The sequence below is a fragment of the Streptomyces sp. NPDC098789 genome, from assembly GCF_044759975.1.
Lineage (GTDB): Bacteria > Actinomycetota > Actinomycetes > Streptomycetales > Streptomycetaceae > Streptomyces.
On the sequence record NZ_JBIWAJ010000008.1, the window covers coordinates 122,561 to 141,789 of the forward strand.

Genomic DNA, 19,229 nt, shown 5'->3' on the forward strand with positions numbered 1-19,229 from the left:
CCGATGGGAGAGGATGGAGTGCCGCAGGTCACGCCCCTCCCACAGGGCGAGACGGGTGGTCCGGTAAACGGTGGCGACCGATAAACTGCACCAGGAACACGGCCAGGCGCAGCTCCCGGTAGTGTTCCGCCAATTGATTCAGCCAGCAGCCGCTGCAACCCCAGGGAGCGATGTGTCCCGCCGCCTCTTCACCTCGGAGTCCGTTACCGAGGGCCACCCCGACAAGATCGCTGACCAGATCAGCGACACCATCCTCGACGCCCTGCTCAGGGAAGACCCCACCTCGCGCGTCGCGGTGGAGACCCTGATCACCACCGGTCTCGTGCACATTGCGGGCGAGGTGACGACGAAGGCCTACGCGCCGATCGCCCAGCTCGTCCGCGAGAAGATCCTCGAGATCGGCTACGACTCCTCGAAGAAGGGCTTCGACGGCGCCTCCTGCGGCGTCTCGGTGTCCATCGGCGCGCAGTCCCCGGACATCGCGCAGGGCGTCGACACCGCGTACGAGAGCCGGGTCGAGGGCGACGAGGACGAGCTGGACAAGCAGGGCGCGGGCGACCAGGGCCTGATGTTCGGCTACGCCTGCGACGAGACCCCCGAGCTGATGCCGCTGCCGATCCACATCGCGCACAAGCTCTCGCGCCGCCTGTCCGAGGTCCGCAAGAACGGGACCATCCCGTACCTGCGTCCCGACGGCAAGACCCAGGTCACCATCGAGTACGACGGTGACAAGGCCGTCCGCCTCGACACCGTCGTCGTGTCCTCGCAGCACGCCTCGGACATCGACCTCGACTCGCTGCTCGCTCCCGACATCCGCGAGTTCGTCGTCGAGTACGTGCTCAAGCAGCTCGTCGAGGACGGCATCAAGCTGGACACCGAGGGCTACCGGCTGCTGGTCAACCCGACCGGGCGCTTCGAGATCGGCGGCCCGATGGGCGACGCCGGCCTCACCGGCCGCAAGATCATCATCGACACCTACGGCGGCATGGCGCGTCACGGTGGCGGCGCCTTCTCCGGCAAGGACCCGTCCAAGGTCGACCGCAGCGCCGCCTACGCGATGCGCTGGGTCGCGAAGAACGTCGTCGCCGCCGGTCTGGCCTCGCGCTGCGAGGTCCAGGTCGCCTACGCGATCGGCAAGGCCGAGCCCGTCGGCCTCTTCGTCGAGACCTTCGGCACCGCCAAGGTCGAGGTGCAGAAGATCGAGGACGCGATCGCCCAGGTCTTCGACCTGCGCCCGGCCGCGATCATCCGCGACCTGGACCTGCTGCGCCCGATCTACGCGCAGACCGCCGCCTACGGCCACTTCGGCCGTGAGCTGCCGGACTTCACCTGGGAGCGCACCGACCGCGTCGACGCCCTGCGCGCCGCCGCCGGTCTGTAAGTCCCCACCTGCTCCACCTGCTCCATCTGCCCCACCTGCTCCATCGCGTACGGCCCCGGACCCCACGGTCCGGGGCCGTACGTCGCTGCGGCCGGCGCGCGTTCCCGGTCCGCCCCGCCGTCGTGGCCGTGACTGTCGGTGGCATGGGTGAGAATTCCGGTGTGAGCAGCCAGAACGAACCGGACACCGGTGGAGCGCCGGAGCAGCTCGCGCTGATGCGGGAGATGGTCGCCGAGGCGAAGGCCAAGGCGCCCAAGGCCAAGCCGCGCACCTGGCGCGGTGCCTCGATGGCCCATGACCTGCCCGTCGCGCGGATCCTCGTGAACAAGGGCGTGCTCCACCTCGACCAGCTCTGGGACTACGCCGTCCCCGAGGAGCTGTCGGAGGCCGCGCAGCCCGGGGTCCGGGTCCGGGTCCGCTTCGGCGCCGGCTCCCACCAGGTGCACGGCGGCCGCCGCGAGGGCGGCGGCCTGATCGACGGGTTCGTCGTCGAGCGGCGCGCCGACACCGACTACAACGGCCCGCTCGCGGCCCTCGCCCAGGTCGTCTCGTCCGAGACGGTCCTCGGCCCGCGCATGCTCGCCCTCGCGCGGGCCGTCGCCGACCGGTACGCGGGCAGCCTGGCCGACGTCCTCCAGCTCGCCCTGCCGCCGCGCAACGCGCGCGCCGAGGCCAAGCCCTCGCCCGAGCCGCTGCCCGCGCCCGCCGCGCCCGAGCCCGGCGGCTGGGAGCGCTACCCGGCGGGCCCCGGCTTCCTACGGGCCCTGGCGGGCGGCGCCGACCCGCGCGCGGTGTGGACCGCGCTGCCCGGACCCGGCTGGGCCGACGAACTGGCCCGGGCCATGGCCGCCACCCTCGCCTCCGGCCGCGGCGCGCTGGCGGTCCTGCCCGACGGGCGCACCGCGGCGCGGTTGGACGCGGCCCTGACCGCGCTGCTGGGGGAGGGGCGCCACGCCCTGCTGACCGCCGAGTCCGGCCCCGAGAAGCGCTACCGGCAGTGGCTAGCCGTCCACCGCGGCTCGGTGAAGGCCGTGATCGGCACCCGGGCCGCGATGTTCGCGCCCGTCCGGGACCTCGGCCTGGTGGCGGTCTGGGACGACGGCGACTCCAGCCACAGCGACGACCACGCCCCCTTCCCGCACGTGCGGGAGGTGCTCGAACTCCGCGCGGTCACCGACGGCTGCGGCTTCCTCGTCGGCAGCACCAGCTGCACCGTGGAGGCCGCCCAGCTGGTCGAGTCCGGCTGGGCCCGGCCGCTGGCCGCCGACCGGGCGCGGGTACGGGAGTGCGCGCCCCGGATCCGGACCGTGGGCGACGAACTGCTGGCCCGGGACGGGGCCGCGCGGGCCGCCCGACTGCCGAGCCTGGCCTGGGAGACCGTACGGGAGGGCCTGAAGAGCGGACCCGTGCTCGTCCAGGTCCCGCGCCGCGGGTACGTGCCCCGGCTCGCGTGCGAGCGGTGCCGGACCCCGGCCCGCTGCCGGGCGTGCGCGGGGCCGCTGGAGGCGCCCGACGAGCGGGAGCTGCACTGCGGGTGGTGCGGGCGCGGGGAGTCCTCCTGGCACTGCGAGGAGTGCGGGGCCGTCCGGCTGCGGGCCCAGGTGGTCGGTGCCCGGCGGACCGCGGAGGAGCTGGGGCGGGCGTTCCCCGCGGTCCCGGTGCGGACCTCCGGGCGGGACCACGTGCTGGACTCGGTGCCCGACCGGCCCGCGCTGATCGTGTGCACGCCGGGTGCGGAGCCGGTGGCCGAGGGGGCCGGCTACGCGGCGGGGCTGCTGCTGGACGGCTGGGCCATGGTGGCGCGGCCCGACCTGCGGGCCGGGGAGGAGGCGCTGCGGCGCTGGATCGCGGCCGCCTCGCTGGTCCGGGGGGACGGGCAGGTGGTCGTGGTCGCCGAGCCGACGCTGCGGCCGGTGCAGGCGCTGGTGCGGTGGGACCCGGTGGGGCACGCGGTGCGGGAGCTGGCCGAGCGGGCGCAGCTGGGCTTTCCGCCGGTCTCCCGGATGGCCGCGGTGGCGGGGCGGCGGGAGGTGCTGGACGCGTTCTTGGCGGACGCCGGGTTGCCGGCCGATGCGGAGGTGCTGGGGCCGGTGCCGGTGTACGGGCGGCGGGGGGAGCCGTCGCCCGGTGAGCGGGCGCTGGTGCGGGTGCCGCCGGGCAGTGGGGCCGCCTTGGCCGCGGCGCTCAAGGGGGCGCAGGCGGCCCGCATGGCGCGGGGGGTCTCGGTGGCGGATGCGATTCGGGTGCGGATCGATCCGCCGGACATCGGGTGACGGGGGCCTGGCGGCCGGCCGGGGGGTGAGGGGGTGCCGGGGCGTGCCCTTGGCCTGGCCCGGCCTGGTGGGTCGCCGCCGGGGGCGTGTGCCCGTGCCGGTGGCCGCCGCCCGGTCGGGAGCGCCTGCGGCTCGGTGGGCCCTCCGGGGGCGCCTCAAACGCCGGCGGGGCTGGATTGCGGGGGCCGAAGCGCCGGCGGGGCTGGGTTGGCCGGGGTGGGTCGTCCGGCTCGGGTGGGCCCTCCGGGGGCGCCTCAAACGCCGGCGGGGCTGGATTTGGCCGGGGTGGGTCGTCTGGCTCGGGTGGGCCCTCCGGGGGTGCCTCAAGCGCCGGCGGGGCTGGGTTTGGCTGGGGGCCGTGTGTGGCCGAAGCGCCGGCGGTTGAGGGCTTGGGGGTGGGTCAGCCGTTGCGGGGGCCGGGGAAGGCCGGGGGGCGCAGGGACGCGGTCGCTGCCGCGGATTCCTCGCGCTGGGGCTGGGGCGGTACCGACCGGGCGGCCGGGATCGTGGGCAGCGGGGACATCGGGGGGATGCCCAGGGTCCGCGTGGTCGATCCCTCGGCCAGCGGCTCCGCCGCCTCGGAGGCCTGCGCGCGCCGGGCCCCGTACCGCCGGTGCACGGCCTGCTTGGTGACCCCGAGGGCGGAGCCGACCGCGTCCCACGAGAAGCCGAGTGAGCGGTCGAAGTCCACCGCGGCGGTGACCAGCGTCTCGACGCTGTCCCGCAGTTCCTGCGCCAGGCGGACGGTGGGGGCGGGCGCGCGCCCGTAGACGACGAAGCCCGTGGAGGGGCCGGAGCGGCGCGGGCGGTACACGTTGCCCAGCTGGGCGGTGAGCGTACGCAGCGCGTCCACCTGCCGGCGGACCCGCTCGATGTCCCGCACCAGGAGGTGCAGGCTGGCCCGCGCTTGGGCGTCGTGGCTGGCGTGGTCGGCCATGAAGAAGCCTCTCGTACCGGTGCTGAGGAGCGGATCGGGCCGCACACACCGTTCACACGCGGCCCGCTTCGGGTCAATCTCTCTTGACCAACGCGTCATGTGGCGCGTTGGTCACGCTGTGGGGGCGTGTCGGCATATGCGAGAGGCGCGCGCGTGTGCGTACGCCCCCCGTGTGGGTGGCGCGGCGGACGGGTGGCCACCGGTGGGGGGTTGGTCGGGCGACCCATAGACTGGTGCGCTGCTGACAGCCGAGATAGCGAGGTAGACACCGGTGAAGCTCGTCTTCGCAGGCACCCCCGAGGTCGCCGTTCCCGCCCTGGACGCCCTGCTCGCCTCCGGGCGCCATGAGGTCGCCGCCGTCGTCACCCGACCCGACGCGCCCGCGGGCCGCGGCCGGCGCATGGTCGCGAGCCCGGTGGCCGAGCGCGCCGCGGAGGCCGGGATCGAGGTGCTCAAGCCGGCCAGGCCGCGCGACGAGGCGTTCCAGGCCCGGCTCCGGGAGATCGACCCGGACTGTTGTCCGGTCGTCGCCTACGGCGCCCTGATCCCCAAGAGCGCCATCGAGATCCCCCGGCACGGGTGGGTCAACCTGCATTTCTCGCTGCTGCCCGCCTGGCGCGGCGCGGCGCCCGTCCAGCACTCGATCATGGCCGGGGACGAGGTCACCGGTGCGTCCACCTTCCAGATCGAGGAAGGACTGGACTCCGGCCCGGTCTACGGCATCCTCACCGAGGAGATCCGCCCCACCGACACCAGCGGCGACCTGCTGACCCGGTTGGCCTTCGCCGGGGCCGGTCTGCTGGCCGCCACCATGGACGGCATCGAGGACGGCACCCTGCGCGCCGTCGACCAGCACCTCGACGGCATCTCGCTCGCGCCCAAGATCTCGGTCGAGGACGCCCGGGTGGACTGGACGGCCCCGGCACTGCGCGCCGACCGGGTCGTGCGCGGCTGCACGCCCGCGCCGGGCGCGTGGACCGTCTTCCGCGGGGAGCGGCTCAAGCTGATCTCGATGGCCTTGGTGACCGACCGCACGGACCTGACGCCCGGCGAGCTCTCGCCTGCCAAGAACAACCTCTACGTCGGCACCGGTTCGCACGCCGTGGAACTGCTCTGGGTACAGCCGCAGGGCAAGAAGCCGATGAAGGCGGCCGACTGGGCCCGCGGGGTCCGGATCGCTCCCGGCGAGCGGTTGGGCGGGGTCGACGTAGGCTGATCGGGAGGCCGTCCGGCCCCGGTCCCTCCCGTCCCTCTTCACTTCACTTCACCTCTCCTCACCTCCCGTTTCTTTTCGTACTTCCGGAGCACCTTTCACGTGAGCGATCAGCCCCGCCGCCCCGCCGCCGCCGGCGGCAAGCAGGCCAACCCGTACCGCAGGCCCAAGAAGGACCCCGTCCGGTTCCTCGCCTTCGAGGCGCTGCGGGCGGTGGACGAGCGGGCCGCGTACGCGAACCTCGTCCTGCCCCCGCTGCTGCGCAAGGCCCGCAAGGACGAGAGCTTCGACGCGCGGGACGCCGCCCTCGCGACCGAGCTGGTCTACGGGACGCTGCGCCGCCAGGGCACGTACGACGCGATCATCGGCGCCTGCATCGACCGGCCGCTGCGCGAGGTCGACCCGCCGGTGCTGGACGTGCTCGCGCTCGGCGCGCACCAGCTGCTCGGCACCCGGATCCCCTCGCACGCCGCCGTCTCGGCGAGCGTGGAGCTGGCCCGCGTGGTGCTGGGCGACGGCCGGGCCAAGTTCGTGAACGCCGTCCTGCGCAAGATCGCCGCGAAGGACCTGGACGCCTGGCTGGAGCAGGTCGCCCCGCCCTACGACGTGGACGCCGAGGACCACCTCGCGGTCGTCCACTCGCACCCGCGCTGGGTCGTCTCCGCACTGTGGGACTCCCTGGGCGGCGGGCGGGCCGGCATCGAGGACCTCCTCGAAGCCGACAACGAGCGCCCCGAGGTCACCCTCGTCGCCCGGCCCGGCCGGTCCACTCCGCAGGAGCTGCTGGAGGCGGTGGGCGAGGACTCCGCGCTGCCGGGCCGCTGGTCGCCGTACGCCGTCCGGATGGCCGAGGGCGGCGAGCCGGGTGCGCTGGAAGCGGTCCGCGAGGGGCGCGCGGGCGTCCAGGACGAGGGCAGCCAGCTGGTGGCGATGGCGCTGGCGAACGTGCCCGTCGAGGGTCGTGACACCCGCTGGCTGGACGGCTGCGCCGGACCGGGCGGCAAGGCGGCGCTGCTGGCCGCGCTCGCCGCGCCGCGCGGCGCCCTCCTGCTGGCCTCCGAGAAGCAGCCGCACCGGGCCCGGCTGGTGGAGAAGTCGCTGGTGGGCAACCCCGGCCCGTACCAGGTGATCACGGCCGACGGCACCCGCCCGCCGTGGCTGCCCGGCACCTTCGACCGGGTCCTGATGGACGTGCCGTGCACGGGCCTCGGCGCCCTGCGCCGCCGCCCGGAGGCCCGCTGGCGCCGCCGCCCGGAGGACCTGGAGGGCTTCGCCCCGCTCCAGCGCGCGCTGCTGCGCGAGGCGCTGTCCGCGGTGCGGGTGGGCGGCGTGGTCGGTTACGCGACCTGCTCGCCGCACCTGGCGGAGACGCGGGTCGTGGTGGAGGACGTGCTCAAGGGCCGCGGCGCGGGCCACGAGCCGGTCTCGGCCGAACTGATCGACGCGCGGCCCTACATGGAGGGCGTCCCGGCCCTCGGCGAGGGACCGGACGTCCAGCTGTGGCCGCACCTGCACGGCACGGACGCGATGTACCTGGCACTGCTGCGGCGCACCGGCTGAGGGTCGGGGCCCGCGCCGTGCGGCGCGGGCCCCGCTCTTCATCCCAGGAGTGCCAGCAGCCGTCCCACCGCGTCCGCCACGGGCTGGCCCACCGCGCCGACGGCGGCCGCGATCTGGGCGACGTGCGCCAGGAGGAGGCCGCGCTCGCGCAGGGCGCCGCGGTCCGGGGTGAGCTCGGGCAGCGCCTGTTCGACGGTGCGGTCCTGCTCCGGGGTGAGGTGGCGGCGCAGTTCGCCGAGGAGGCGGGTGAGCTCCTCGACGGCGGCGCGCAGCTCGGCGTCCTGGGCGCCGGCGCCGACGGTGCCGTAGTTGATGCCGATGTTGTCGTGGCCGTCGTTCATGTTGACCACGGGCCCGTAGTAGTTCGACGACTCGCTCATGCGCGGATCCCCGTGTTCCCGCTGCCGCCGTGCATGTTGACGACGGGAGCCAAGTAGTTGACGACGGTGGTGAACTCGGCTCCGGGGTGGTCGATCGCGTACACGATCTGTGCGGCGATGTGGCGCAGTTCGTCCACGGTGGGCAGGGTCACCAGGATCTTGGTGCCGCCGGCGGTCTCGACGGCCAGTACCGGCTTGGACATCTTGAGCAGGGCCGCCACGGCGAGGACGGCCAGCACGACCACGGACAACGGGAGCAGGGCGCCGCTGTTGTCGTCGTCGACCACCTCGCCCCCGCTCGCGTAGGCGAGCACGACGATGACGACGGCGATGCCGACGAACCACTTGAGCGAGTCGATGAAGGAAGCCCACCGTGAGGGCCGGTACGTGAAGGCGTCGACGAGGGCGATGTTGTGCAACGGGACGGCGGTCGAGCCCACCCACAACATGCGGCCGCTGACTCGCAGGACCAGCCTGCCGCGGTGGGTGGTGGGCGGCGTGTCCCGGACCGGTGACGAGGCGGTCGGGGCGGGCGGCGTCGGTGGTGGGGTGGGTGGGGGCGGCGGCGCCCCGACGTTTCCTGTGGAGTCCATCGTTTCCCCCGTGGTGGTCGCTCCGGCTCTCACGGCGCGGAGTGGAGCACCATTAAGCGCCCGTGGCCAGCCGGAGGGCAGGCGGGAAACGGCCAAACCGCCGCGGTGGCCGAAAGCGGGGGGCACCGGCGGCGGCCGGCTCGCTGCCCGCCCGCGCGGCGAGCGGCTCCGGACGCGCGCGCTCTTCGCCCTTCACCGGTTCGAACGCGTGCTCAATTCACCTGCCCCCGGAACCGGGGCCCGCGGAGCCGCCCGCCCCGGTTCCGGGGGCAGGTCGGGAAGCGGCGGCGGGCATGGCAGGCTTGGGGCATGGCCGTTCAGATCAATCCCAGCATCCTGTCCGCGGACTTCTCCCGCCTCGCCGAAGAGGCGAAGGCCGTCGAGGGCGCCGACTGGCTGCACGTCGACGTCATGGACAACCATTTCGTCCCGAACCTCACCCTCGGCGTGCCGATCGTGGAGTCCCTCAGCCGCGCCACGGACATCCCGCTGGACCTCCACCTCATGATCGAGGACCCGGACCGCTGGGCCCCGCAGTACGTCGAGGCGGGTGCCGGATCGGTCACCTTCCACGCCGAGGCGGCCGCGGCGCCCGTCCGGCTGGCCAGGGAGATCCGGGCCAAGGGCGCGCGCGCCTCCATGGCGCTCAAGCCCGCGACGCCGATCGAGCCGTACGAGGACCTGCTCCCCGAGCTCGACATGCTGCTGATCATGACGGTCGAACCGGGCTTCGGCGGACAGCCGTTCCTCGACATCATGCTGCCCAAGATCCGCCGCACCCGGGAGCTGATCGCCAAGCACGGCCTGGAGCTGTGGCTCCAGGTGGACGGGGGTGTCTCGGCCTCGACCATCGAGCGCTGCGCCGAGGCCGGCGCCGACGTCTTCGTGGCGGGCAGCGCGGTCTACGGCGCCGTAGACCCGGCCGCCGCGGTCCGCACCCTGCGCGAGCAGGCGGACCTGGCGATCTCCGCGGCGCCCTGGGCTTGCGGCCACTGAGCCAAGGCTTGATGAACAGCTCGGTGAACGCTGGCTGTCCAGGCTGATCAACGGCCGCCGGATCTGACAGGATGAACGGCGAGTCGAGAATGTGAACAGCAGTGAGGAGAACGCGGTGTCTGCAATGTCGGCGGGACGGTCAGCCCTGCGGATGGGACCCGCGGAGCTGGTTCAGGCGGCGGCGATGGCCCGTCGCTTCTATCTGGAGGGCAAGTCCAAGATCCAGATCGCCGAGGAGTTCGGCGTGAGCCGCTTCAAGGTGGCCCGGGTACTGGAGACCGCCCTCGAACGCGACCTCGTGCGCATCGAGATCCGGGTGCCGGCGGAACTGGACGCGGAGCGCTCCGACGCGCTGCGCGCCCGGTACGGCCTGCGGCACGCGGTCGTCGTGGAATCCCCGGCCGATGCGACCGAGGACGCCCCCGACCCGGAGAACCTGGGCGCGGTGGCGGCGGACCTGCTCGGCGAGCTGGTCAACGAGGGCGACGTGCTGGGCCTGGCGTGGGGCCGGTCCACCATCCACATGGCCGCCTCCCTGCACCGACTGCCGCCGTGCACCGTGGTGCAGCTCACCGGTGTGTACGACGCCGGGACGGCCGAGCGCGGGTCCGTGGAGGCCGTCCGCCGCGCCGCCCAGGTCTCGGGCGGGGACGCGCACCCCATCTACGCGCCGATGCTGCTGCCCGATCCGGCGACGGCCGCCGCGCTACGGGGGCAGACCGGGATCGCGCGGGCCTTCGAGTACTTCGACAAGGTGACCGTCGCGGCGGTGTCCATCGGTTCCTGGGAGCCGGGGATCTCGACGGTGCACGACATGCTGACCGACGAGGAGCGGGCGCACTACGCCTCGCTCGGCGTCGCCGCCGAGATGTCCGCGCACCTCTTCGACTCCGAGGGCCGCCGGGTCGGCCGCGACCTCGGCGAGCGCTGCATCACGGTCGAGGCGGACCGGCTGCGCCGGATCCCGGAGGTCGTGGCGATCGCGGGCGGCCTGCGCAAGGCCTCGGCGATCGGGGCGGTGCTGCGCTCGGGCCTGGTCACCAGCCTGGTGACGGACACGGCGGTGGCGGACTTCCTGCTGACCGAGTCCCAGCCGGGGCTGCGCCCCGCGCTGGAGCGCGCCGACCCGGACGACCTGTAGGGCTCGCTCCGGGCGCCCGCGCGGTACGCCCTCGTCGGCCACCTGCCGCTCGCGATTCGCGGGCGAAACGGATATTTGACACCATCAACGCATGATCTTCCGGACCGTGCCCCGCCAGCTGCTGCGTCTGCTCGGGGCTGTGTTCCTCTGCGTGGCCCTGGTGGGTACGGCGGGCTGCGCGGGGAAGAAGGACCCCGCGCCCCCGGGCGCCGCCGCCTCCGGCAGCTCACCGGGCGGCTCCGCCTCCAGCGGCTCCCCGAGCCCACGGGCGAGCGCCGCCCCGGGGTGGGCGAAGGGGATGAAGACCGTCCGGGCGGCCGAGCTGCCCCCGCAGGCGCGGGACACGCTCGCCCTCATCGACAAGGGCGGACCGTACCCGTACCGGCAGGACGACACCGTCTTCGGGAACTTCGAGAAGCGGCTGCCGCAGCAGAAGCGCGGCTACTACCACGAGTTCACGGTGAAGACGCCGGGCTCGCGGGACCGCGGTGCGCGCCGGATCATCACCGGTCAGGGCAGCGAGTTCTTCTACACGGACGACCACTACGACACCTTCAAGGCGGTTCTCCGATGACCCTGGACCCGCAGGCGCTCGCCCCGGCCCTGGCAGCAGCCGAGCAGGCCGGTTGGATGGTCGTTCGGCTCGACCTGGACGGCGTGCGCAGCAAGGCCGATCTGATGGGGCGGTGCGAGCGGGCGCTGCGGCTGCCGGAGCACTTCGGCGGGAACTGGGACGCGCTGGCCGACTGTCTGAACGACCTGTCCTGGCTGCCGGCCGCGTCGGGGCGGCTGCTGGCCGTCACCTCCTGGCGCGGCTACGCGGCGGCCCGGCCGGGGGACTGGGAGACCTTCCAGGACGTCCTGGAGCAGGCCGTGGACTTCTGGCGGGGCTCCACCGAGGGCGTGCTGACCGTGCTGCTGGCGGAGCCGGGCGAGAAGCCCCGGCCGAAGCCGGGGCCGCCGCCGCGCCGCGGCTGACGCCCGGCGGCCGATGCGCACGGCCGCCGTCCGGGCGGGGCGAGTCCCGCCCGGCCGCCGGCCGTGGCTCAGTCGTCCTGCGCCGCCTTCGGCACCCAGGGCGGGGTCTGGCCCCAGGACCAGATCGGGATCTTGGCCGCGTCCACCGGGGGCGGGTGGGGGCCCGAGTAGATCAGCGCCATCCGGGTGCCCCACTCGATGTAGTAGACGAACACCGCCCGGAACTCGGGGTCCGTCGGCAGGCCGACCTCGTCGGCCGTGTCGAGGAGCAGGTCCACCCAGCGGCGGCGCTGCTTCTCGGTGATCGCGCGGCCGAGGTGCTTGGTGGCCATGTGCTGGTGGCCGCCGTGGTGGGCCGAGTACGCGGCCGGCCCGCCGAAGACCTCGGACAGCCAGGCCGCGACGTGCTGGGGGTGCTCGGCGTCCATGCCGGCGAAGACCGGCGCGAGGATCTCGTCCCGCAGGGCGTACGAGTAGAAGACGTCGGTGAGGCGGTTCATCGCCGCGGCCCCGCCCATCCACTCGTAGATCGTCGGCGTGCTCATGACCTTCAGGAAGCCTTTCCGGTGCCCACGACATCGGTGACGAGGTAGTGCTGCATCTCCTCGATGGCGGTCACGTACGGGCGGATCGCGGTGAAGAACGCCGGGAAGTGCTCGCCCTTGCGGAAGCCGTTCAGGTGGGCGTCGATCGAGGTCCAGCGGATCCGCAGGACGTAGCGCTCGGGCTCCTCCTCGCAGTGCGCCAGTTCGTAGTCGATGCACTCGGGCGAGGCGGCCAGGGCCTCGGCCGCCCGCCGGTACGCGTCCTCGAAGGCAGGCTGGTCGGCCGATGCGATCCGGTAGCGGATGTATTCGACGGTCGTGGTCATGGTGTGCGTGCCTCTCCCTGGGTTCGGGTGTTCGCGGCTACCCTTCCGCGATCATTGGTGCCCGGCCGCGCATTCGGTCATTCGTCCCCGGACTTCCTGGAGTCGGCGGATTCGGGCTTCGCCGCCTCCGCCTGGTCGGGGCCCTGCGCGCGGACCTGCTGGACCTTCTCCAGCGAGCCCCGGAGATCGGCGAGCCAGGCGTCGGTGTTCTTCCCGACGAGCCGGACGCACCAGGCGAGCGCGTCGGCCCGGCTGCGGGCCACCCCGCCCGCGACCAGGGTGTCGAGCACGGCGCGCTCGGACTGGCGCAGTCGGGTCATCACGGGCACGGCGAGGTGGGTGAAGAGGGTCCGCTCGCCCTCCGCCTCGACCCCCCAGGCCACCTTGCGCTGGTAGAGCTCCTCGGCCTCGCGGGCCACCTCGATGCGCTGCTCGCGGGTGCGCTCGCGGAACTCCCGCACCGATTCGGTGGCCGGGATGCGGCCGACGACGGTGATCTCCTCGCGGTCGACCACCACCTCGACCAGCTCTTCGTAGACGTCGATGGGCAGGCGCTCGGCGAACCAACCCCGGAGCTGCTCGCGCTGTTCGGCTGTAATCATGTAATCAACGTTGCATCCGGTGGGCGCATGATCGCAAGGGCCCGGACCCCGCGCCCGCCGGATTTCGCTCTCAGCCCATCGAGCGGTAGCGGTGGATCAGGGACACCGCCATCGCGCCCTCGCCCACCCCCGAGGCGACCCGCTTGACCGAACGGGCCCGGACGTCGCCCGCCGCGAAGACCCCGGGGACGCTGGTCTCCAGCGGGTACGGCGCCCGTTGCAGGCTCCACTCGGCGGGCAGCTCGCCCCCGTTGGAGATCAGGTCCGAGCCGGTCAGGACGAAGCCGTACTCGTCCCGCTCGACCACCCCGGCCAGCCAGTCGGTGTGCGGGCGGGCGCCGATGAAGGTGAACATGAAGCGGGCCGGGACCTCGGTGTCCGCCCCGGTGTCCGCGTCGTGCAGGACGATCCGCTCCAGGTGCTCGTCCCCGCCGAGCGAGACCACCGTGGTGCGGACCCGGACCTCGATGTTGGGGGTCCGCTCGATCTCCTCGATCAGGTACCGGGACATGCTGTCGTCGAGCGAGGCGGCCCGGACCAGGACCGTGACCCGGGCCGCGTACTTGGCGAAGTGGACCGCCGCCTGACCGGCCGAGTTCGCCCCGCCCACGATGAACACGTGCTGCGAGATGCAGGCCGAGCTCTCCGTCGTGGCCGCGCCGTAGTAGAGGCCCGCGCCCTCGAAGCGGTCCGCGCCCGGCGCCTGGAGCCGGTTGTAGGCCACCCCGGTCGCCAGCAGGACCGTCTCCGCGCTGATCTCCGTACCGTCCGCCAGGGTCAGGATCTTCGCCGGATCGTCGCGGGTCAGCGAGACCACCTCGACCGGGTGCAGGATCTCGGCGCCGAACCGGGCGGCCTGGATGGTGGCCCGGCGGGTCAGGTCCCCGCCGGAGAGGCCCGAGGGGAAGCCGAGGTAGTTCTCGATCAGGCTGGAGGTGCCGGCCTGGCCGCCCGGCGCCCTGGAGTCCAGCATCAGCGTGGTCAGGCCCTCGGAGGCGGAGTACACCCCGGCGGCCAGGCCCGCCGGGCCCGCGCCCACGATCACGCACTCGTAGTGCGGACGGGAGGCGGTGGTCGCCAGGCCCAGGCGGACGGCCAGCTCGGTGTCCGTCGGCGCGGACAGCACCGCGCCGTCCGGGAAGCGGACGAGCGGCAGGGCGGCCCCCGGCTGGGCGGCGAGCAGGGTCAGCGCCTCGGGGTCGCGCTCGACGTTGAGGAAGCGGAACGGCTGGCCGTTGCGGGTGAAGAAGTCCCGCACCGCGTGGGTGCCCGGGGCCACCAGGTGACCGGCGACGATGATCCCGTCGTAGGCGGGGCGGTAGGTGGCCAACCAGTCGGACAGCAGGTCGTCCAGGACCGGGAAGAGCCGCTCGTGCGGCGGGTCCCACGGCTTGAGGAGGTAGTAGTCCAGGCGGACCCGGTTGATCGCGGTGATCGCCGCGTCCGTCTCGGCGTAGGCGGTCAGCAGCACCCGGCGCGCGTCGGGGAAGCGGGAGACCGCTTCGAGGAGGAACTCGACGCCCGTGACGTCCGGCATCCGCTGGTCCACCAGGAAGAGCGCCGGGTCGTGGCCGCGTTCGTCCAGGGAGTCGAGGATCTTCAGGGCGTCGGCGGCGGAGGAGGCGCCCAGCACCCGGTAGCGGTCCCCGTAGGCGCTGCGCAGGTCCCGGCGGACCGCCCGCAGCACCTGCGGGTCGTCGTCCACGGCGAGTATGACGGGCTTGCGGCTCTCCGCCCGGGCGGCGTTCGCCGCGGCCGCGACGGCGGTGGAGGTGGGGCCGTTGGACGCGGGGCCTTTGGACGCGGGGCCGGAGGCGGGCGCGGGGGCGGAGGACGCGGGGCCGGAGGCGGGCGCGGGGGTCCCGGGGGCCGCGCTCACGCCGGGTCCAGCATGAGCCGGTCGGCGTAGCACCAGGCCCAGTGCTCGCCGGGCTCGTGCGAGGCGGCGATGGGGTGGCCGGAGGCCCGGAAATGGCGGGTGGCGTGCCGGTGCTTGGAGGAGTCGCAGCACCCCACGTGGCCGCAGCCGAGACACATCCGCAGGTGCACCCAGCCCTCGCCCAGGGCGAGGCACTCCTCGCAGCCCTCCGCGGAGGGCTTCACCGGACGTATCTGATCGATGTGTGCGCAACTACCGTCCATCGGCCCCGTCCTCCTTCTCGACCTTGATCCGGCCTCGAACGACGATAGGGCGGGCCTCGGGGAGTGGTTCATGGATTCGGCCGAAGTCATGAAGTCCGGCGGGTACTTCATGAACTCACCGGACGACTTCGTGAGGTGCCCGCATGACCTGGGCCGCTACCTCACGTAGTCGCACACGGGCGCTTTGACGCGGGCTCGCGGCGGAAGCAGTGTGGGGAACGCCAACGACAACAGGCGGCGCCTGGAGGAATCCGTGAGCAGAAAGATTCTGGTCATTGTCTCCGAACACGGTTACTGGGCCGAAGAACTGATAGGGCCCGTTTCGAAGTTCGACGAGCGGGGCTACGACGTCGTATTCGCCACCCCGACCGGAAAGCGCGCGCACGCACTTCCGCCGAGTCTCGACGCGCACTACATCGACCCCCCGCTGGGGCGCTCGGTCACCACCGAGGAGAACGCCCGACTGGGGCGCGAGTTCGAGCAGTCGAGCCGGCTGGACTCCCCGATCGACATCGAGGCGTGGGCCCCGGAACGCCCGTACACGAGCGACGAGGGCTACCTGCGCAAGCTGGAGCAGTACCACCGCGACCTGGACAAACTCCAGGCCGACATCGACGGCTACGACGCCGTGCTCATCGTGGGCGGCAGCGGACCCATCGCCGACCTCGCCAACAACGAGCGCGTCCACGCCCTGATCCTGGCCTTCCACAAGGCCGGCAAGGTCGTGGCCGCCGAGTGCTACGGCGTGGCCTGCCTGGCCTTCGCCCGGGACTGGGGCGACCGCCGCAGCATCATCCGGGGCAAGCACGTCACCGGCCACTGCAAGGAATACGACTACAAGGACGGCACCGGCTTCCTCGGTACCGATTTCAACATGGGCCCGCCGCCTTACCCGCTGGAATACATCCTGCGCGATGCCACGGGCCCGCGCGGGGCGTACCACGGGAACTTCGGCAAACCGGTCTCGGTGATCGTCGACTACCCCTTCGTGACCGGCCGTTCCACCCCCGATTCCTATCTCACGGGGCAGAAGATCGTGGAAGTCCTGGAGGACGGTCTCACCCGGTACGGATGGTAGTCGGGCGGATCGCTCGGCAACCCGTGTGAAATCGAGGGGGAATTCATGGAAGCCACTCCCGGACGGGAAAGGCTGATCGAGCAGTTCAAGGCCGACGGCCTGACGGTGATGTTCGGAAATCCCGGGACGGTGGAACAGGGATTCCTCGACGCGGCCGACGCCGCGGCGGACTTCCGCTACGTCCTCGCCCTCCAGGAAACGGTGGCCGCGGGCATCGCCGACGGCTACGCCCGCGCCACCGGCGGTCCGGCGCTGCTCCAGCTGCACTCCGGCGTGGGTCTGGGCAACGGGATCGGCATGCTCTACCAGTCCCTGCGCGGTCACACCCCGCTCGTCGTGGTCGCCGGTGACGCCGGGGTCCGCTACGACGCGATGGACGCGCAGATGGCCGCCGACCTGGTCGCCATGGCCCGGCCGGTCACCAAGTACGCCACCCGCGTGACCGATCCGCGCTCGGTGCTGCGCACGGTCCGGCGGGCCGTGAAGATCGCCCTGACCCCGCCGCGCGGCCCGGTCTTCGTGGCGCTGCCGATGGACGTGCTGGACGAGCTGAACGCCGAGCCCGTCCTGCCCGCTACGGTTCCGCTCACCGATGTGGCGCCCTCGCCCGCGTCGGTGGGCCGGGCGGCCGAGCTCCTCGCGGCGGCCGAACGGCCCGTCGTACTGATCGGTGACGGGGTCGCCCTCTCCGGGGCCCAGGCCGAACTCGTGACCGTCGCCGAGCTGTTGGGCGCCGACGTGTACGAGGTCGACTCCTCGGAGGTCAACATCGCGGCCTCGCACCCGCTGCGGCGCGGGCAGAGCGGCCACATGTTCGGCCCGCACAGCAGGGAGCTGATCGCCGGCGCGGACGGGGTGCTGATCGTCGGCACCTACGTCTTCCCGGAGGTCTTCCCGGAGCTGGAGAGCCCCTTCCGGGCGGGCGCCAAGGTCGTCCACATCGACCTCGACGCCTACGAGATCGCCAAGAACCACCCCGTGGACCTCGGCCTCGCCGCCGACCCGAAACGGGCGCTGCGCGCGCTGGCCGGCGCACTGGACCACCTGCTCACCCCGCAGCGGCGGGCGGCCGCGGCCGCCCGGCTGGACACCCGCACCCGGGAGCGGGCCCTGGCGGCCCGCGACGCCGGGCCCGGGGACGGTACGCCGATGGCCGTCTTCCTGCGGACCCTGGCCGAACGGACCGGGGGCGACCTGATCGTCTTCGACGAGGCGCTGACCACCTCCCCGCTGGTCACCCACTACCTGCCCGCCGAGCGGCCGGGGGACTACCACCTCACCCGGGGCGGCTCCCTCGGGGTCGGCTTCCCGGGCGCGGTCGGCGCCAAGCTCGCCCGTCCCGACCGGACCGTGGTCGGCTTCGCGGGCGACGGCGGGTCGATGTACACCTACCAGGCCCTGTGGACCGCGGCCCGGCACGGCATCGAGGCGAAGTTCGTCGTGTGCAACAACCGCAAGTACCGGCTGCTGGACGACAACATCGCCCAGTACTGGCGCGAGCGGGCCATTCCCGAGCACGGTTTCCCCGACTCCTTCGACCTCTCCCACCCCGAGATCGACTTCGCCGCCCTGGCCCGGGCGCTGGGCGCGGGCGGGACGCGGGTGGAGAAGCCGGACGAGGCGGCCGCGGCCGTCGACCGGATGCTGGCGCACCCGGGCCCGTTCCTCGTCGACGTCCAGATCTGAGCACGTCGTCCGTGCACGTCATCCGAGCACGTTCGTTCCCGCCCCGCCCCGCCCCACCGACAAGGAGGAGACAGGCATGTCCGTCGAGCGGCTGACCGAGGACGCGATCCGCGCGTTCACCGACCGGTGGTACGTGGCCCTGGACCAGCACCTTCCGCTGGACCGGGTGCTCGCCCTCATCACCGCGGACCTGGAGTTCAAGGTCCCGGAGGACACCTTCCTCGGCCACGAGGGCTTCGGCCGCTGGTACGCGGCCGTCACCAACCGCTTCTTCGACGAGGTGCACACCGTCACCAAGGTGGAGCCCGTCATCGAGGGCGACCGCGCGGTGGTGCGCGTCCTCGTCAACTGGCAGGCCAAGATCTGGGACCCGCCGGGCGCCCGCAGCCAGTGGCTCGGCTTCGACGCCGACCAGACCTGGACGCTCGTCGCCGCTCCCGGCGGCCCGCGCATCAAGACCTACACCGTCGACGAGCTGGCCCCGATGCCCGGTTCGGGCGCGCTCTGAGGCCCGGTACCGGGCCCGAGGAAGGACACGAGCGATGACCGAAGTGACACGGGATCGGGTCGAGTCGGCCTACCGGGCGCTCGGCTCGGGAGACCGCGCCCGGATCCTGGAGTACTACGCCGAGGACCTGCGCTGGCTGGTCCCGGGCAACCACCCGCTGGCCGGCTGGTACGAGAGCCTGGACGACTTCCTGGAGCTGATGGGCCGGACCCACAAGCTCACCGGCGGCACCTTCCGCATGGACATCGAGGCCGTGCTCGTCGGCGAGGACTGCAGCGCCGACCTGTGCCGCAACGTCGCCCGGCGGGAGGGCGCGGACCCCGAGGGCGCGTCCCCGTACGAGCGGATGGACTACCCGGTCTTCCACTTCATGCGCTGGCGGGACGGCCGGATCGTCGAGGGCCGCGACGGTCTCTTCGGCGACTCGGCGACCGCATTCAGCCAGTTCTGGGCGCCCTTCGCGCCGGACGGAACCCGTAGGGACCGATAGGGGGATGAGCGCGATGGACGCACGTCAGATCCTGACGAAGTACTACGAGTACGCCAACGCCGGTGACTGGGACCGCTGGTGCGACCTCTTCGCCGACGACCAGATCATGGACGAACAGCTCGCCGGACACATCGAGGGCCTGGACACCCTGCGCTCGATGATGAAGGGCATGGGCGCGATGTACCGCACCTTCCGCAACGAGCCCGTGCACTTCGTCCTCGACGGGGGTGGGGAGAAGGCCGCGGTCGTCTCCCACCTGAGCGCCGTCAGCGCGGCGGGCGAGGCCGTCGAGGCCGAGGTCATGAACTTCTTCCGGATCGTGGACGGAAAGATCGCCTACATGGCGAACTACCACGACACCGTCCCCTTCCAGGTGCTCGGTCAGGACTGAGGGGGCCAC

The 19,229-nt window shown here is 72.9% G+C and carries 21 protein-coding genes; 13 read left to right on the forward strand and 8 right to left on the reverse strand.

Annotation, left to right across the window (positions count from 1 at the left end; all coding sequences use genetic code 11):
* Positions 1-172: 172 nt before the first annotated feature.
* Both metK and ACIQWR_RS18595 read left to right on the forward strand, forming a co-directional pair.
* Positions 173-1,381, forward strand: a complete 1,209-nt coding sequence (gene metK, locus ACIQWR_RS18590) for a methionine adenosyltransferase (protein WP_354381498.1) — start codon at positions 173-175, stop codon at positions 1,379-1,381.
* A 143-nt stretch (positions 1,382-1,524) separates the two neighbouring features.
* A complete protein-coding gene (locus tag ACIQWR_RS18595) occupies positions 1,525-3,654 on the forward strand; it encodes a primosomal protein N' (RefSeq protein ID WP_404010402.1) in 2,130 nt (709 codons plus the stop codon).
* Positions 3,655-4,054: 400 nt separating this feature from the next.
* On the opposite strand, the gene ACIQWR_RS18600 is transcribed toward ACIQWR_RS18595, so the two are convergent.
* Positions 4,055-4,591 (reverse strand): hypothetical protein, encoded by a 537-nt coding sequence (locus ACIQWR_RS18600; RefSeq protein WP_404010405.1) that lies wholly within the window; start codon positions 4,589-4,591, stop codon positions 4,055-4,057.
* A 271-nt stretch (positions 4,592-4,862) separates the two neighbouring features.
* Between ACIQWR_RS18600 and fmt the strand changes: the two genes are divergently transcribed.
* Positions 4,863-5,807 (forward strand): methionyl-tRNA formyltransferase, encoded by a 945-nt coding sequence (fmt, locus tag ACIQWR_RS18605; protein WP_404010408.1) that lies wholly within the window; start codon positions 4,863-4,865, stop codon positions 5,805-5,807.
* 99 nt (positions 5,808-5,906) lie between these two features.
* On the forward strand, positions 5,907-7,364 hold the full coding sequence (locus tag ACIQWR_RS18610; protein ID WP_404010411.1) for an RsmB/NOP family class I SAM-dependent RNA methyltransferase: 1,458 nt from the start codon (positions 5,907-5,909) through the stop codon (positions 7,362-7,364).
* A 38-nt stretch (positions 7,365-7,402) separates the two neighbouring features.
* Here the strand turns inward: ACIQWR_RS18610 and ACIQWR_RS18615 are convergent, their stop codons facing one another.
* Together ACIQWR_RS18615 and ACIQWR_RS18620 are read right to left on the reverse strand one after the other, a co-directional pair.
* Complete coding sequence (locus ACIQWR_RS18615) at positions 7,403-7,744, reverse strand: hypothetical protein (protein WP_404010414.1); 342 nt, start codon at positions 7,742-7,744, stop codon at positions 7,403-7,405.
* Positions 7,741-8,337: a DUF6232 family protein gene (locus tag ACIQWR_RS18620; protein WP_404010417.1), complete on the reverse strand. Its 597-nt coding sequence runs from the start codon at positions 8,335-8,337 to the stop codon at positions 7,741-7,743. The genes ACIQWR_RS18615 and ACIQWR_RS18620 overlap by 4 nt, the downstream gene beginning before the upstream one ends.
* Positions 8,338-8,646: 309 nt before the next feature.
* On the opposite strand from ACIQWR_RS18620, the gene rpe reads away from it, so the two are divergent.
* The 4 genes from rpe (at position 8,647) to ACIQWR_RS18640 (ending at position 11,452) form a co-directional block, all read left to right on the forward strand.
* Positions 8,647-9,333: a ribulose-phosphate 3-epimerase gene (gene rpe, locus ACIQWR_RS18625; RefSeq protein ID WP_385777519.1), complete on the forward strand. Its 687-nt coding sequence runs from the start codon at positions 8,647-8,649 to the stop codon at positions 9,331-9,333.
* 91 nt (positions 9,334-9,424) lie between these two features.
* Entirely contained in the window at positions 9,425-10,474 is a 1,050-nt protein-coding gene (locus ACIQWR_RS18630; protein ID WP_354381509.1) for a sugar-binding domain-containing protein, read from the forward strand.
* A gap of 91 nt (positions 10,475-10,565) precedes the next feature.
* Positions 10,566-11,048, forward strand: coding sequence for a ribonuclease domain-containing protein (locus tag ACIQWR_RS18635; RefSeq protein WP_404010421.1), 483 nt, complete (start codon positions 10,566-10,568; stop codon positions 11,046-11,048).
* Complete coding sequence (locus tag ACIQWR_RS18640; RefSeq protein ID WP_404010424.1) at positions 11,045-11,452, forward strand: barstar family protein; 408 nt, start codon at positions 11,045-11,047, stop codon at positions 11,450-11,452. Before ACIQWR_RS18635 ends, ACIQWR_RS18640 begins: the two co-directional genes overlap by 4 nt.
* A gap of 68 nt (positions 11,453-11,520) precedes the next feature.
* On the opposite strand, the gene ACIQWR_RS18645 is transcribed toward ACIQWR_RS18640, so the two are convergent.
* The 5 genes from ACIQWR_RS18645 to ACIQWR_RS18665 all read right to left on the reverse strand — a co-directional run bounded on the left by ACIQWR_RS18645 (position 11,521) and on the right by ACIQWR_RS18665 (position 15,067).
* A complete protein-coding gene (locus ACIQWR_RS18645; RefSeq protein WP_404010428.1) occupies positions 11,521-11,997 on the reverse strand; it encodes a group II truncated hemoglobin in 477 nt (158 codons plus the stop codon).
* 5 nt (positions 11,998-12,002) lie between these two features.
* Positions 12,003-12,323, reverse strand: coding sequence for a putative quinol monooxygenase (locus tag ACIQWR_RS18650; protein ID WP_385777529.1), 321 nt, complete (start codon positions 12,321-12,323; stop codon positions 12,003-12,005).
* A 77-nt stretch (positions 12,324-12,400) separates the two neighbouring features.
* On the reverse strand, positions 12,401-12,925 hold the full coding sequence (locus tag ACIQWR_RS18655; RefSeq protein ID WP_404010431.1) for a hypothetical protein: 525 nt from the start codon (positions 12,923-12,925) through the stop codon (positions 12,401-12,403).
* A gap of 70 nt (positions 12,926-12,995) precedes the next feature.
* On the reverse strand, positions 12,996-14,630 hold the full coding sequence (locus tag ACIQWR_RS18660; protein ID WP_404010854.1) for an FAD-dependent oxidoreductase: 1,635 nt from the start codon (positions 14,628-14,630) through the stop codon (positions 12,996-12,998).
* 170 nt (positions 14,631-14,800) lie between these two features.
* Positions 14,801-15,067, reverse strand: coding sequence for a UBP-type zinc finger domain-containing protein (locus ACIQWR_RS18665; RefSeq protein WP_404010434.1), 267 nt, complete (start codon positions 15,065-15,067; stop codon positions 14,801-14,803).
* A gap of 253 nt (positions 15,068-15,320) precedes the next feature.
* Here ACIQWR_RS18665 and ACIQWR_RS18670 point away from each other — a divergent pair, with 253 nt between their 5' ends.
* From ACIQWR_RS18670 to ACIQWR_RS18690, 5 genes are all read left to right on the forward strand, one after another.
* On the forward strand, positions 15,321-16,145 hold the full coding sequence (locus ACIQWR_RS18670) for a type 1 glutamine amidotransferase domain-containing protein (protein ID WP_404010436.1): 825 nt from the start codon (positions 15,321-15,323) through the stop codon (positions 16,143-16,145).
* A gap of 45 nt (positions 16,146-16,190) precedes the next feature.
* Positions 16,191-17,831 (forward strand): thiamine pyrophosphate-binding protein, encoded by a 1,641-nt coding sequence (locus tag ACIQWR_RS18675; RefSeq protein ID WP_404010439.1) that lies wholly within the window; start codon positions 16,191-16,193, stop codon positions 17,829-17,831.
* Between the two features lie 76 nt (positions 17,832-17,907).
* The gene (locus ACIQWR_RS18680) at positions 17,908-18,339 is read left to right on the forward strand and encodes a nuclear transport factor 2 family protein (RefSeq protein WP_404010441.1); all 432 of its coding nucleotides are present in this window, start codon (positions 17,908-17,910) and stop codon (positions 18,337-18,339) included.
* A 34-nt stretch (positions 18,340-18,373) separates the two neighbouring features.
* The gene (locus tag ACIQWR_RS18685) at positions 18,374-18,829 is read left to right on the forward strand and encodes a nuclear transport factor 2 family protein (RefSeq protein WP_404010443.1); all 456 of its coding nucleotides are present in this window, start codon (positions 18,374-18,376) and stop codon (positions 18,827-18,829) included.
* 13 nt (positions 18,830-18,842) lie between these two features.
* The gene (locus tag ACIQWR_RS18690; RefSeq protein ID WP_404010446.1) at positions 18,843-19,220 is read left to right on the forward strand and encodes a nuclear transport factor 2 family protein; all 378 of its coding nucleotides are present in this window, start codon (positions 18,843-18,845) and stop codon (positions 19,218-19,220) included.
* Positions 19,221-19,229: the final 9 nt, after the last annotated feature.